The organism is Candidatus Bathyarchaeia archaeon (genome assembly GCA_038873195.1).
Classification (GTDB): Archaea; Thermoproteota; Bathyarchaeia; order Bathyarchaeales; family Bathycorpusculaceae; genus DSLH01.
On the sequence record JAVZEV010000001.1, the window covers coordinates 820,829 to 834,222 of the forward strand.

At 40.8% G+C, this 13,394-nt stretch carries 16 protein-coding genes; 6 read left to right on the forward strand and 10 right to left on the reverse strand.

The genetic code is table 11. The features are described from left to right. Positions 1-2: 2 nt before the first annotated feature. Complete coding sequence (locus QXW63_04590) at positions 3-659, reverse strand: DUF47 family protein (GenBank protein MEM3461170.1); 657 nt, start codon at positions 657-659, stop codon at positions 3-5. Positions 660-745: 86 nt separating this feature from the next. Next, positions 746-2,503 (reverse strand): glycine--tRNA ligase, encoded by a 1,758-nt coding sequence (gene glyS, locus QXW63_04595; GenBank protein ID MEM3461171.1) that lies wholly within the window; start codon positions 2,501-2,503, stop codon positions 746-748. A gap of 515 nt (positions 2,504-3,018) precedes the next feature. Between glyS and QXW63_04600 the strand changes: the two genes are divergently transcribed. After that, positions 3,019-4,083, forward strand: a complete 1,065-nt coding sequence (locus tag QXW63_04600; GenBank protein ID MEM3461172.1) for an inositol-3-phosphate synthase — start codon at positions 3,019-3,021, stop codon at positions 4,081-4,083. Between the two features lie 5 nt (positions 4,084-4,088). Here the strand turns inward: QXW63_04600 and QXW63_04605 are convergent, their stop codons facing one another. Further along, positions 4,089-5,201 (reverse strand): bifunctional phosphoglucose/phosphomannose isomerase, encoded by a 1,113-nt coding sequence (locus tag QXW63_04605; protein MEM3461173.1) that lies wholly within the window; start codon positions 5,199-5,201, stop codon positions 4,089-4,091. Between the two features lie 120 nt (positions 5,202-5,321). Between QXW63_04605 and QXW63_04610 the strand changes: the two genes are divergently transcribed. Continuing rightward, positions 5,322-6,176 carry an RNA methyltransferase gene (locus tag QXW63_04610; protein MEM3461174.1) on the forward strand — a complete coding sequence of 285 codons (855 nt, stop codon included), beginning with the start codon at positions 5,322-5,324 and terminating at the stop codon, positions 6,174-6,176. A gap of 32 nt (positions 6,177-6,208) precedes the next feature. Next, positions 6,209-7,213: a hypothetical protein gene (locus tag QXW63_04615; GenBank protein MEM3461175.1), complete on the forward strand. Its 1,005-nt coding sequence runs from the start codon at positions 6,209-6,211 to the stop codon at positions 7,211-7,213. Positions 7,214-7,256: 43 nt separating this feature from the next. Here QXW63_04615 and rpl12p read toward each other — a convergent pair whose 3' ends face one another. Further along, positions 7,257-7,580, reverse strand: coding sequence for a 50S ribosomal protein P1 (gene rpl12p, locus QXW63_04620; protein MEM3461176.1), 324 nt, complete (start codon positions 7,578-7,580; stop codon positions 7,257-7,259). Positions 7,581-7,764: 184 nt separating this feature from the next. Between rpl12p and QXW63_04625 the strand changes: the two genes are divergently transcribed. Together QXW63_04625 and QXW63_04630 are read left to right on the forward strand one after the other, a co-directional pair. Further along, positions 7,765-8,004 (forward strand): hypothetical protein, encoded by a 240-nt coding sequence (locus QXW63_04625; GenBank protein ID MEM3461177.1) that lies wholly within the window; start codon positions 7,765-7,767, stop codon positions 8,002-8,004. Between the two features lie 242 nt (positions 8,005-8,246). Continuing rightward, positions 8,247-8,609 carry a hypothetical protein gene (locus tag QXW63_04630; protein MEM3461178.1) on the forward strand — a complete coding sequence of 121 codons (363 nt, stop codon included), beginning with the start codon at positions 8,247-8,249 and terminating at the stop codon, positions 8,607-8,609. A gap of 42 nt (positions 8,610-8,651) precedes the next feature. On the opposite strand, the gene QXW63_04635 is transcribed toward QXW63_04630, so the two are convergent. From QXW63_04635 to QXW63_04660, 6 genes are all read right to left on the reverse strand, one after another. Next, on the reverse strand, positions 8,652-9,509 hold the full coding sequence (locus QXW63_04635) for a 50S ribosomal protein L10 (protein ID MEM3461179.1): 858 nt from the start codon (positions 9,507-9,509) through the stop codon (positions 8,652-8,654). A gap of 13 nt (positions 9,510-9,522) precedes the next feature. After that, positions 9,523-10,176, reverse strand: a complete 654-nt coding sequence (locus QXW63_04640) for a 50S ribosomal protein L1 (protein ID MEM3461180.1) — start codon at positions 10,174-10,176, stop codon at positions 9,523-9,525. A gap of 58 nt (positions 10,177-10,234) precedes the next feature. Next, on the reverse strand, positions 10,235-10,723 hold the full coding sequence (locus QXW63_04645; protein ID MEM3461181.1) for a 50S ribosomal protein L11: 489 nt from the start codon (positions 10,721-10,723) through the stop codon (positions 10,235-10,237). A gap of 1 nt (position 10,724) precedes the next feature. Next, positions 10,725-11,213, reverse strand: a complete 489-nt coding sequence (locus QXW63_04650) for a transcription elongation factor Spt5 (protein MEM3461182.1) — start codon at positions 11,211-11,213, stop codon at positions 10,725-10,727. Between the two features lie 13 nt (positions 11,214-11,226). Further along, positions 11,227-11,412: a protein translocase SEC61 complex subunit gamma gene (locus QXW63_04655; GenBank protein ID MEM3461183.1), complete on the reverse strand. Its 186-nt coding sequence runs from the start codon at positions 11,410-11,412 to the stop codon at positions 11,227-11,229. A gap of 133 nt (positions 11,413-11,545) precedes the next feature. Next, positions 11,546-12,370 carry a D-aminoacyl-tRNA deacylase gene (locus QXW63_04660; protein ID MEM3461184.1) on the reverse strand — a complete coding sequence of 275 codons (825 nt, stop codon included), beginning with the start codon at positions 12,368-12,370 and terminating at the stop codon, positions 11,546-11,548. Between the two features lie 109 nt (positions 12,371-12,479). On the opposite strand from QXW63_04660, the gene QXW63_04665 reads away from it, so the two are divergent. Further along, on the forward strand, positions 12,480-13,394 hold the full coding sequence (locus QXW63_04665) for an ornithine carbamoyltransferase (protein MEM3461185.1): 915 nt from the start codon (positions 12,480-12,482) through the stop codon (positions 13,392-13,394).

A 13,394-nucleotide genomic window follows, 5' to 3' on the forward strand; every position in this document is an offset into this window, starting at 1 on the left:
TCTCACATAATCAAAGATAAGATTCGTGCAGCATCGGAAGCATCTTCCGCCTTGTCAGCAGAATCCTCAAGAAGTTGCAGAACATCTCTTAATAAAATCAACACGGGAAACTCTAACTTGCTGCTTAGAAGTTTTATTTCAAACTCGCGGTAAAGCTCATCAACAGCCCTTTCAGCAACCTCAACGTCCTTAGCTTTTTCCATAGCTTTAGCGGGACCATAACTCAGAACCATTACAGTCTCTCTAAGCCTAACAACAGCGTCCAAAACAGCCTCGGAAAGCTTAAGCAAATCTTTCTTTATGTCTCCCGAAACGTTCCAATTGTGCTCCATAATTTCAACTAGCCTGAAGGCTATACCTTCAGAGAAGTCCGCAATTTCGCTTGTCAAGTTGGTAAACCTCAAAAAGTCTTCTCTGCTAAGAAGAATAGCGCCTATCTCTGCAAGTTCCTGCGAAACCAGTCGTCTGGCTTTGTCAACTTCTTCTTCGCCGCTTCTGATTTCAGTGAAAAGCTGTTTTGCTTTTTCCTTATCGTTTCGCATAAAACAGTCTATCATTTGTGGAACCTTTCGAGTGACGTCTAAGACTTTTCTTAGGTGGTCTTGACAAACGGTTAAGGCTCGCCGTTTTACACGTTCTTCAGTTTCTGCTGGAAGCACCAAAGTTTTTCCCGCCCGCAAAACAGGGCAAATTTTCTTATCATTAAATATACTGAAGCATTAAAAAAGGTAACGTAAACAGTGCTTTAGAGTGGCTTACCTAAATCTTCAAAATTGATTTTCTTCTTGAAATATTTGCGCAGAAGCTCTGGCAGGTTCTGGATTTTGGTTCTGACTTGTTTCCATGAATCGCGGTCGCGAATAGTTACTGTATCGTTTTTCAGTGTTTCATAATCAACTGTTACGCCTAAGGCTGCGCCGATTTCGTCTGCACGAGCGTATCTTCTACCAATTGAACCCGCTTCGTCATATTCAACTGCGAAACCTTCATCGAGTAGCATGGTATACACTTCTAATGCTTTTTGGGGCAGTCCATCTTTGCTTACAAGAGGATAAACGCCGACTTGTATTGGCGCAATATCACGAGGGAAGCTTAGCACAGCTCTATCATCCTTAACATTGTAGGCGTACTCAAGGGCGACATAAACAAGCCTGTCAGAGCCGAAACTGGGTTCAACAACGTGCGGGATGAAACGCTTTCCGCGTTCAACAACCTTTTGCCGTGTAATCATTACGTGTTCTGGAAGAATCTTGTATTTTCCAAGCATGTAGTATTTGTTCTTCTTCAGAGAAGCCTCAACCTTCTCTGGGTCAGCTTTAGAAAAAAGCTCCGCCACTTTCGCAGCTTCAGCTTTAAACGTTGGACCAAGCTTAGCCATCACTGGCTTTATGATTAGCTGTTCCTTCTCGACTGGTTTAGCATATTCTTTGTAAACTTGCAAGTCTTCTCCGCTGAAGTTCATGTGTTGTTTTAAGTCGTAATCTGCCCTGTAAGCGTGCCCAGAAACTTCTACCCAACCCCAACGTTCAACGTAAACTTCTTGGTCAAAACTCTGAAGCGAATAATGGGCTCTTTCCCAAGGAAGTTTCTCTATGAAACGTTGTTTTTCGGCTGGAACACCTAAATCCATTAATAGTTTTTTGGCGTAAGCCATGAAAACTGCTTGCCACTCTGCTTTGATTAGACCTTTCTTTAGTGCCTCTTTTACAGTAACTTCAGTTATTTCGTCAGATTCCCGTAGTTTGGTCTCAGCAAGCAAAAGCCGCAACTTTTCATTTTCAACATCTTTCAAGAGAAAACAGTCGGGTTCTTCAGGGTCAAAAAAGAATTCTAAATCCACTATTGTGAATTCTCTCAATCGTATGAGCCCTTGCCTCGGTGAAATTTCGTTTCTTAACGCGTGACCAATTTGCAGAACGCCAAAGGGAAGCTTTTCTCGAGCCATTTCGTACAAACGCCGAAACTCTACAAAAATTCCTTGCGCTGCTTCGGGTCTTCCATAACCAACCGCGCCGGAATACGGACCTATCGTGGTTTTAAACATTGTTAGGAACAGTTTTGGTTCGCTGAAAGCGCCGCTGCATTCTGGACATTTAATATTATGTTTTTTGATTGCGGTTTTCAATTCTTTTAGACTTAGCTTTTCAGCTTCAGCCTCGGTTATTTTTGCGAATTCTTGGAGTAGATGGTCTGCGCGGAATCGTTTCTTGCATTTTAGACATTCCACCATGGCTTCTTTGAAATGGTCCACGTGGCCTGAGGCTTCGAATACCTTGCTTGGAGCGATTATTGGAGATTCTATTTCTAAGATGCCTAGTTTGTTTACGAAGAGTTCTCGAAGTTTGTTTTCGATGTTCTGCTTTAGTTTTGCGCCTAAAGGACCGTAAGTTGCGAAGCCGCTTACTCCGCCATACATTTCGTATGATTGCCAAAAGAAGCCTCTGCGGCGCGCTAACTCGTCAATTATTGCAAACTTGTCCAAATTTTTAGTCTTATCAATCAATTGTGTTCAGCCTTTTCTATTGATACTTACTCAAAGACTTTAAGGCTTACTAAAATTTGCAATAGTTTCAGAAATGTTACAAGCAGTTTGCGTTACAACATCAAGTGCTGACTATTCTAGTTTTATGTGTTCAACAATTTTTACATCCTGTATTTTTCCATTCTCGTCTATTTGGAATCGAGCATCACACGGTCTTTCGCGTTTTTCTTACTGTTAAATTCTGCTCTACAATAGCCATATTCAATGTCTGATTCCATTCACAACATGCCAAAAACATCAACCAAGGAAGAACCAGTGTTTCAACCTATATATAAGGGAGGGCTATAACTTTCAAAGAGCACAAAACACACGCTTATTTGTCGCACAAAACTTTTCCAGCTTAAGACAAAACTAACAAAAAAAAGAGATACGTCCAACCAAACCCTAACCTCATCATTCACCATTTTAGCAATAAGGCAACGTAGCATTTTATAAAGAAGACGCAAAATATCAAATGCAAAAGAGAGGAATCAACCATGCCAAAAATAAAAGTTGCCATCGTCGGTGTTGGAAACTGCGCATCCGCTCTAATTCAAGGCATACAATACTACAGCAATTGCGATAAAGAAAACCAAGCCATTGGACTACGCCACTTATTTATAAGGGGCTACCACCCAAGAGACGTACAAATTGTCGCAGCCTTCGACATCGACAACAGAAAAGTCGGCAAAGACCTTTCAGAAGCAATTTTTGCAGCACCAAACAACGCCCCAAAAATAACCACTGTACCAAACTTGAACGTTACTGTAAACAAAGGTCCCGTATTAGATGGCATCGGCGAATACACAAAAAACCTCATCCAAATCAGCAACCAACCAGAAACAAACATCGCAGACGCATTGAAAGAAAACGACGCAGAAATCATGCTAAATCTGCTTCCAAGCGGTGCAGCAAAAGCCTCAAAATGGTATGCTGAACAAGCCTTAAAGGCAGGCTGCGCGTTCGTAAATGCTACACCAGCTTTTATCGCAAGCGACGCAGCATGGGCTAAACGCTTTGAAGACGCAGAACTGCAACTTGCAGGCGACGATTTAATTGACCAAGTAGGCGCAACCACACTACACAAAACATTACTGAAACTCCTTTCAATGCATGGCGTTCGCATAACCCAAACATACCAGCTAGATGTCGGCGGAGGAACAGAATCCTTAGACACGCTTGAAAGAACAAGAGACGTAAAACGCACCGTCAAAACAAAATCTGTAGAAACCGCTTTGCCATACAAGGCTGAAGTGGTTGCAGGCTCAACAGATTACGTTGACTTTTTAGAGAACAGACGAGACAGTTACTTCTGGATAAAAGGCTTATACTTCTGCAACACCCCAATGCAAATAGACTTGAAACTTTCGACAGTAGACGCGCCAAACGCGGGTTCTGTATTGTTAGATGTAATAAGAACCATGAAGATAGCGCTGGACAAAAAGCTAAAAGGAACCATATTGCCAATCTGCGCCTACGCGTTTAAACATCCACCACAAATTATACCGCTGGAAACTGCAGAGAAAATGTTCATGGACTTCATCATGGAAAAACAAACTTAAGCGCCTTAATGCCTAACAATTTTCTGCAGTTCACGTACCACCTTCTCCTTCACTCCAACATGCTTCATCCTTTCCTTCAAAAAAGCTATAGTTTTCACCGGCGTCGGGTCGACACCACGCAGAACAGCCAAATAAACACTAACAAAATCACCAAAAACAACCGTCGACAACATCTTCGCCAAGTTTCCTCTACCTTGACCTCGAATTTCAAAAACCTTCAATAACTCTTTGCTTATCAGCTCCTTCGTAGTTTCAATTCTCTGCCGCATTGCTTCTGACTCGTCATTGTCCCGAATGAATAATACAGAGAAGCACTTTGCAAGTTTCTCTGCCCTTTCCCAACCCACAATCTCGTTATGGTTAAGTTCAGGGAAAAACTCCCATTTCGCCGGAACCTTACTGTTTTCATTAAACTGCTGCTTGAGACGTTGAGCAACTGCACGGTAAATTCCAAAGCCATAAACAACCGGAACAGTGCCGCGGATGTTTAATGCCAACTTCTTAGAAAAATTATCATTTAAAGGAATCGTAGACGCGTTTGACCCGCTAATCTGCTTCAGAACACTAATGGTTTCAGAAATTTCAGGCTTGGCATCTTTGATTAAACCGATTTTCTCCATCAAAATGCAAAGAGGTAGGAAAAGGTAAGGAAGAGTTGCGCGTGGAGCCATTCCAGAAGGAACATGTAAATGCGGAATACCTAATTTTTCGGCAAATTCTTGCAACGTTCCTCCAGAACTTATGCAAACACTCATACATCCTCGTTTCACCGAATCTAAAAATACGCTTAGTGACTCCTCAGTTTCGCCAGAATAGCTCACAACAAAAACCAGAGTGCTCTTGTTTGCATACTCAGGTAAAGAGTATTCCCGACAAACTTCTATTGGAACGGTCAATTTGTCTCGTGTCCAATCTTTTAAAAGCTCGCCGCCGATAGCTGACCCACCCATGCCCGCAACAATTATTGAGTTAGGCTTTGGATAACTGATATGAATCGTTTCAGCTAACCTTGCGGCTTCACTGCAATGTTTAGGAGCATCAACGCAGAAAGAGAGCATATCGCTCTTATCAATCCGTTTAATTTCCTCAAGACTATCCAGAATGGCTGTTTTTGGCAAACTCCTTCACCCGTTACAGTCAAATGTGAAAGCCATACGCTTTTAGCTTTTAAGCATAAGATGTATAAATAATAACCATTTGAGGGTTAGCCCAATAGCAATAAAGGCGGAAAACACAGTTTGAACGAGAAAAAAATTTCGATAGCCATACCTGCTTCGGTTGTTTCTGACACTCCTCATTTACGTGAAAAAACATCAAAAATAGGTCTTATCGGAAGAGCAGCCGCAATTTTCAAAGTAGACGAAATCATAGTTTACCCAGATAACCCGGAAACAAATCAAAGACATGAGATAGATTTAATCGCAACCTTGCTCGCTTACATAGAAACACCCCAGTATCTAAGAAAAAGATTGTTCAAACTCAAACCAACACTACGATACGCAGGAATACTTCCACCATTACGCACACCACACCACCCATTAAACCGCAAAACAAAAGATTTGAAAATCGGCGAATACCGAGAAGGAGTAACACTATCTAACAAGGAAAATGGCACACTCATAGACATAGGCGTAGAAAAACCAGCAATAATCCAAAATAAACAATTACCAAAAAACAAGCGCATAACCGTAAAAATAACCAAGATAAACGAGCAAGCACAAGTTGAAACCGCAAGCCGCGAAGAAATACCCCATTATTGGGGATACACAATCACCCCTGAAACACAACCATTCGTGAAAATGTTAAAAAACAGAAATTTCGATTTAACCATCGCCACCTCCAAATATGGCACTCCATTTGTAGATGCATCCGAAGAAATTTCAGAACGATGGCAACCAGCACAAAAAATTCTTGTAGCGTTCGGTGCGCCAACTCAAGGCTTGTACGAAATAGTAAAACGTGAAGGGTTCAACTTGGACGATGTAGTAGATTTTATCGTCAACACAATTCCAACGCAAGGAACGGAGACTGTTAGAACAGAAGAAGCACTCATAGCGTCTTTAGCAATCTTAAACATGCACTTACGATTTTAACGTTTAAATGCACGTTTTGCATATGTGCGTTTATGTATTTCGACATCGTCATGCCCTTAACACTTTTCCTAGTCACAATAGCAGCTATGCTTTTAGAAAAGAAAATTGAAGGAAAGTTTAAGGGCATTTTCGAAGAAAAACAATTCAGCACTTGGAATGCGATAGTACTCGTCGTAGCGATGAGTATAACAATATCGCTAATAGTGTTTGTACCGCAAATGGCAATCATGACGATGTTTCTCTTTGCATATTCAATGGTACTGTTCATTTTTTCTTACCTTTTCTCAAACCTCCCAAAAGCAAAAGCTCAGCTCTTTTTCAAAGCATTCCTCATAATCAGCTTCGCCATCGCCATGATTAGCATTCTCACTTCTGGAGCAAACAGCATGGTGGCTTATGGAGCCCTAGCCTTTTTCGGTCTCTCCAGCTTTGCATTGGTGGCATTGCTATATGAGGAACATAGAATTAGCACGGAAGAAAGATGGTATCTGGCAGTGTTGCCACCAGCATCATTCATATGCCTATACGTATTTTTCAGCAGAACACCAATATGGTTTCCTTATCTACTTGACATGTACGGAATCGTCTTCGCAGTCTTAATAACTCTCTACTTAGGAACACTATTCACATGGAAAACCACACTGATTTTCGCCACACTATTAACAGTTATGGACATAATTCTAGTGTTATTCACGGGTGCGATGGTTTCCGCAGCAAGACATGTCTCAGTTCTAAGACTCCCTGTGCTTGTTTCATTGCCAACTCTTCCTGCAATCACAACAGAATGGGGAATAATCTATATGTCCTTAGGTCTTGGCGACTTTTTCTTTGCTGGATTATTAGGCATACAAACCATGAAAAAGTTCGACAAAAAATTCGCAATATTATCGGTTGCCGCAATGTGCATTTCATTCTTCATCTTCGAAACAATACTATTAAACTATGAACTGAAAGCATTCCCAGGCACGTTAATGATCATCTGCGGATGGCTACCCCTAGTAATTTTAAAAGTAATTTGGAAAACCCTAAAACATTAAAGAGAATTTAAAAGAGAAAAACCGGCAATTCAAAAAGAAGTGTCTAGCCAAAAAGTGCGCCTAAACCTTCAAGCGCTGCCTCTTCCTTGGCTTTCTCCTCTTCTTCCTTCTTTTTCTTCTCTTCTCCTTTTGGTTTAGCTTCTGCCGCTAGTGCCGCTGCTGCCGGCGCTGCTGCAGGTGCAGCCATCATTGTGGGAGCAGACTTAATCGCTTCGTCAATATTCACTTCAGCTAAGGAAGCCACTAAAGCCTTAACCCTCACAGCATCAACATTTATGCCTGCTGCTGTCAAAACTTGCGTTAAGTTTTCCTCGTTTATCTCCTTTCCAGCCTTGTGAAGAAGCATGGCAGCGTAAACATATTCCATACTCGTTTCACCTTTCGGTTCAAATACCAAGCTTTAAAATATAAACCTTTTCTGTCATTCGCATGCAAATGTCTAAGAACCGCCCAATATCAATCCTCCGCTTTGTAATTTTGCGCAAGTAGAAGAATTTTCCGATAAGCATTTAGATTCGTCGAAACCAATTACTAGTAGAGACCCTGAAGGAATGGAGTTGCAAGAAACTAAATCCTACACTATCGACATAAGCAGAACTAGAGGAAAAGGAGAGTTTAAATGCCCAAAATGTGGCATCCAAATTTCTCCGGATGACAAAACCGACAAGATTTATACTATTTTGGAAACTGTGATGAACGGAGACTGCTTAGAAAAGATAATTCTGCAATGCAATAGCTGCAAAAGCCAGATTAATCTGGTAGGGTTTCATGCTTTGGATAAATTGATGTAAGCCGAAAATGATCTCTTTGCCAAGCGAATTCTGCGTAATAGCTTCAGAAACTTCAATCTATATTTTGAGTTCATAATTGTTAAGTAGTTTTAGGGAGCTAACTCTAGTTTTTGCGTGAAACTTCCAATTGTTGGAAACTTCACCGAAGAAACACCATATTCGCTTGAATTTTTCATCAGCTCAAGCTTTAGCCTTACACAAACTTAAGACGGAAACAAACAAAAAAGGAGGTGAAACTTATTGTGGAAAACCAAACTGATAAAGTGGCTTCCATTGATAATAACTCTGGCAACAGTGATAATAGCGCCTTACATAAAGACAATTTGGGGAGACATACCAAATCCAACAATCTAAAACACGCAATAGAAAAGATACGCCATTCAAGCACTCTTAGGTTTATGCTGTTCAGAGAAGATTTTCCAAAACACCGCGTAGTTGAGAGAATCTCTCCACTGCATGCTATTGTGGTTTTCTATGTCTGCTTATTTGCTGGTTTGCTTGGTCTCTTTGTATTTGCTTATGCTACCTTCTTAGGATTCATCGCCTATTACGTGACGGTTGGTGTGGCTGCGCTGGAAATCTTGCATTGTATGTACGATAAGTAAGAGAGCAAAGAATGACTTTACTTTAAGGCAAAAAAGTAAAAACTAAACTGGTTGGTTAGTCTTTTTTCCTAGACTTAACATTTCAGCATGTGCTTTTCGAAGTAAATCTGCAATCGTTTCTTTGGTTGGGACAGCAGCATTTATTGAAAGTGCATAGGCTTTCTGATGCGCCAATTGCAAAAGCACTACAACGTTTTCTTTCGTCGGATAAGTTACAGCTATCGATAATGCAAAGGCGTCCATGTGAGATTTTTCAACGGTTTGTTTAGTCCCAGCCACATCTATTTTGAGTTGTTCAGCAGTTATCACTAAGCCATCATCATACGCCACTTTCATTGAAAGCCCAGCTTCCACGGGTTTTATTCCAAGCTTCGACAAAACACTAGCAAGTCTTTCAGAGATTACTTCACCTTTTCTAACGACCAATGTATCTTTGTTTATCCAAACGCTACCTGCTTCAATTCTTGTTGGCAAACCCACCGCGTTCAACTGGCTAATTATTGGACCTGGCGGTTGTCCAGTGTTTCCTGCGGGAACTACAACGTCAAAAGCAGCTATGTCACCAGCCTTTGCCGTTGTTCGTACTTTTCCTCTTTCGAGAAGTAAAGCGAGCTTAAACGGGTTAAGGTCGGTCATTAGATAGACGTTGGACCCATTTAAGTATTCTTCGATTTTTTTCAGCTCTGGCTTTTCCTTGCAGTTTTCAATAGCCAATTTCATTAACGTGTTTTTTATAACTTTCATGTATGCTTTGTCTGATAATTTCTTCTTTAACTCTTGTAGTTGGGCAGCCCTAACTTTCTGCAAACTGGCGATTCCAATGACTTTATGTTTCTTTATTAGCTGAGTTATCTGTTCAACCTCGCTGATTTTTTCCTGCAAAACTTGTTGGGATGGCATTTGTCTTCCTCTTTCACGGTTTAATCTTCACGGGCTTACCCATGGAAGTTTTTATGTAGACGAATTTGATGTTTTTCATTCCTTTTTTAAGTTTCCCTTCGACTGCTCTCAAAACTGCTTGGATATTATCGGCCAACTCTTCTTCTTTCATGCTTTCCGTTCCAACACGGCACTGCAATATCGGCTGATTTCGCATCTTCGCAATGACAGTTTTACGGTACTTTTCAAGCAAGCTTGATATGTCTGCTGTAGGAGGAACTGGAACTGGCATTTTACCCCTAGGACCCAAGACTGGACCAAAAATTTTGCCCACTAAGGGCATCAAAGGAGCCTCAGCAACAAAAAAGTCGTATCCATCGGCAATCTTACGCAAGTCACGCTTTTTGCCAGCTAAGCCTTCAAGTTCAGATCTTTCAATTACTAAATCCGCGTTTGCCTTTTTTGCCTTCAAAGCCAATTCGCCAGATGCTATTACGCATATTTTGTTTGGCTTTTCCGGCGGTGAATGCGGCAATTCTACGAGTTCTTGAATTCTGCCTTCAGGAGATTTCATGTCGATGTCTTTAAGGTTTAGAATGAGCTCTACTGATTGGGTAAACTTTCTTTTTTCGGATTTTCCTTTTGCTTCTTTAACTGCGTCTAAGATAGTTTTTTGGTCTAGGGGCATTTTAAAGCCTCGTGCCAATGAGGGAATATAACGCGATTATAAAAATATTCTCTTAGGCTTAACTCTTACTAAATATTTCGTCATATTTGCCTTCATCAATTTCTCGTTGTATCTCACGCGGATCCTTGCCCTCCACAGTAACGCCCATGCTAACACAGCTGCCTAGGATTTCCTTTGCAGCTAATTTTAGATTTTTTGCTAAGAGCTCTTCGCGTTTGATTTTTGCTATGCGAATAATCTGTTCCATTGAGAGGTTTCCAATTTTTTGCGTATTAGGAGCACCAGAACCTTTCTCTACTTTAAGTTCGCTAACAATCAACGCCGATGCTGTTGGGGTTCCAACGCTAACTTCAAAATCTTTAGTTTCAGGGTCAACACTAACTTTCACGGGAACCTTCATTCCAGAATAGTCTTTGGTTAGTTCGTTTATTTTGTTCACAATGACAAGAACATTCACGCCTAAAGGACCAAGAGCGGGACCTAAAGGTGGTCCAGCGGTTGCTTGTCCTCCGCTTACGAGTAGTTCTATTACCTTTTTTTCGCCCATTTTATGTTTCACCGCCTTCTGTTTTTGCTTTTTCAACTAATTTTACGTAGTCGGAATGAACAGTGATTGGCAAAGTGAAAGTTGCTTCCAACAACTCAAGCGTTACTTCAGCTTTAGTCTTATCGATACGAGTAATTTTTGCACGCATACCCTTAAAGGGTCCACCAGTCACTTCAACGATGTCGTTTTCACTTAATTCTTCAATCACCGGCTTTCTCACGATGTATCTCTCAATTTCAGCGAAGCTCACAACACCTGGAACTCGTGAACGTACGTGTCTTATTCCAGCTATTGCCTCTTCAACCATATGTGGGCCTTCTGCCTCCATGAATACGTATCCTCTCAAGGCTTCGGGCACTAGAATGGCTTTTATTGGTATTTTGTTCATCTCAACTTTTGCGGCAACAAGTTTAGCTACGTTTTTTTCTTGTCCAGTTGTCGTTTTTACTGCAAAAATCTTCGTTGGAAATGTTTCTTCCTTTTTCTCCATAAGAATCTTCCTTCTAGCTTGTTGCAGGCGCGCTTGATTGCAAAACAGAAGAGACTAGTTTAATGACGAAACCGATTAGTCCGATGGCTCCTATGCCTAAGAAGCATATTTTTATTGAAAGCCACAACTCGCTTTTTCCAGGTTTCACCGATAGCTTCAGTGTTCTTGCGCATCCTGAAAGGAACGACCTTAAACCCATGGTTCATCGCAACCTCAACATATCACTCTTAATATAAACGTTACTACGATTGCTGGTTTCTATTAGGATAAGCTAGACATTTCTATTAACTTTTCCCTTATTGAAGAGAGACGCGCACGGAAAACGAAGGAACCTAAAATTTTTCAAACGGAAGAGCTATTTCTTCAAGAATCTCAATCAGTTTTGGTTTATGTTCACCTTTTATTCCTTTCCAGTCCAAAATTGCAAACTCAACCTTTTCTAAGGTTCTTTCTCTGCATTGATTTAGAATCGTCGAATCTATGTTTGGAAAAGCGTATTTAGGAATTATGTGTCCAAACGCTATTTCTTGTTCAAGTGCCAGTTTGGTGAATTTGTTGTTGTAGTGTGGTCCGCCAATTCCCATGACAGTCTTTGCTTGAGAATTGCCGAAGCATGAAATGGCTTCTATTGTCGAGTGCGCTATAGCTTCTGCAGCCTTCAAGTCGTTCCATTGTTTAGGTGAACTGCCAAGCTCAACAAACATTGTTGGCACATCTAAAGATGGCCCATGATGCGTACATTCATAAGAAACTTCATAGTTAAGCCGCATTGCATTTCGTAAGCGTGCCATAGCTTTTAAAGCATCACGCATGACATTTGCTGGAGAAACTGAAACTTTTCTGGGAAGCCCGCCTAACTCTGCTTCGCCTAGGTTGCCTGGAGTGTGCACGGACAACGTGGGAGTGCCACTAATGCTGCTGTGTCTTGAGACGAAGAGTATGAGTTCGGAATTTGGGAAAAAATCAGTTATGTTTTGTGCATAAACAGATTCGTTGTTTAATGTTACAATTTGGACTTTTTTATGGTCTAAGTTGGCTTCGTAAATTGGGTTTTGCTGAAAAGTTTCTGCGGTTTTCTCGAAAGAATAGTGTTGCAGTATTTGTTCTGTGATGTTTTGACTTGCCACATCCTTGTTTGAAGTAACAATCAAAATCATCAGCATACTTCCATGATACAACACTTGTTGTTTGAAGAAAAATGTTTCCACAAAGTTTATAATTTTTGAAGTCGGTTGAGCCTTTAAAGTCCAAAATAAAGGTGGAAAAATGCACTTAATCAATTTTAAGGAGCTAACTGGTAAGCAACTCGAAGAGATTATTGACAGAGCCATAGAAGTCAAGAGTAACCCGCAAAAATATCGCACTGCGCTGGAAGGCAAGTCTTTAGCTATGATTTTTCAAAAAACTTCTACCCGAACTCGTGTTTCTTTTGAGGTTGCAATGACTCAGCTTGGCGGTCACGCGCTCTACATAGATTGGAGAACAACAAACTTTGCCCTTGCAGACATTTACGATGAAGTGCAATATTTGTCGCGTAATGTTGATTGTATAATGGCGAGATTGCTGAAAAACGCTGACTTACAAGTTATGGCTAAGGCTTCACGCGTTCCAGTAATAAATGGATGTGACGAAAAATATCATCCAAGCCAAGCAGTAGCAGATTTGATGACAGTGAAAGAGAAAAAAGGAAAGCTAAAAGGTGCAAAATTGGTTTACATAGGCATTCACAACAATGTCTGTAACTCGCTTATTGAAGGATGCACAAAAACTGGAGTAAAAATAACCACGGTGACGCCGATATTCAACGAGCCCTCAAGAGACGAAGAACTTTTGGAAAATGCAAGGAAGACTGGACTTTGGGAAACTACTTTGGATGTTAAGAAAGCGGTTGAGGACGCGGATTTTGTTTATACAGATACTTGGGTTGACATGGAATTCTTTTTGGACCCTAAATTTGCAGCAGAAAAAGAAAAACGCGTAAAACTTATGATGCCTTACCAAATAAACAAGGAGTTACTAAAGAAAAGCAATGCCTACATAATGCATGACATGCCCATCCACAGAGGATACGAAATCAGTGCAGATGTCATTGAAAGCCCAAAGTCAGTTATATATGAACAAAGCGAAAATAGGCTTTACTCGGCAAAGGCAATAATACTAAAACTATTGAAAAAACAGTAA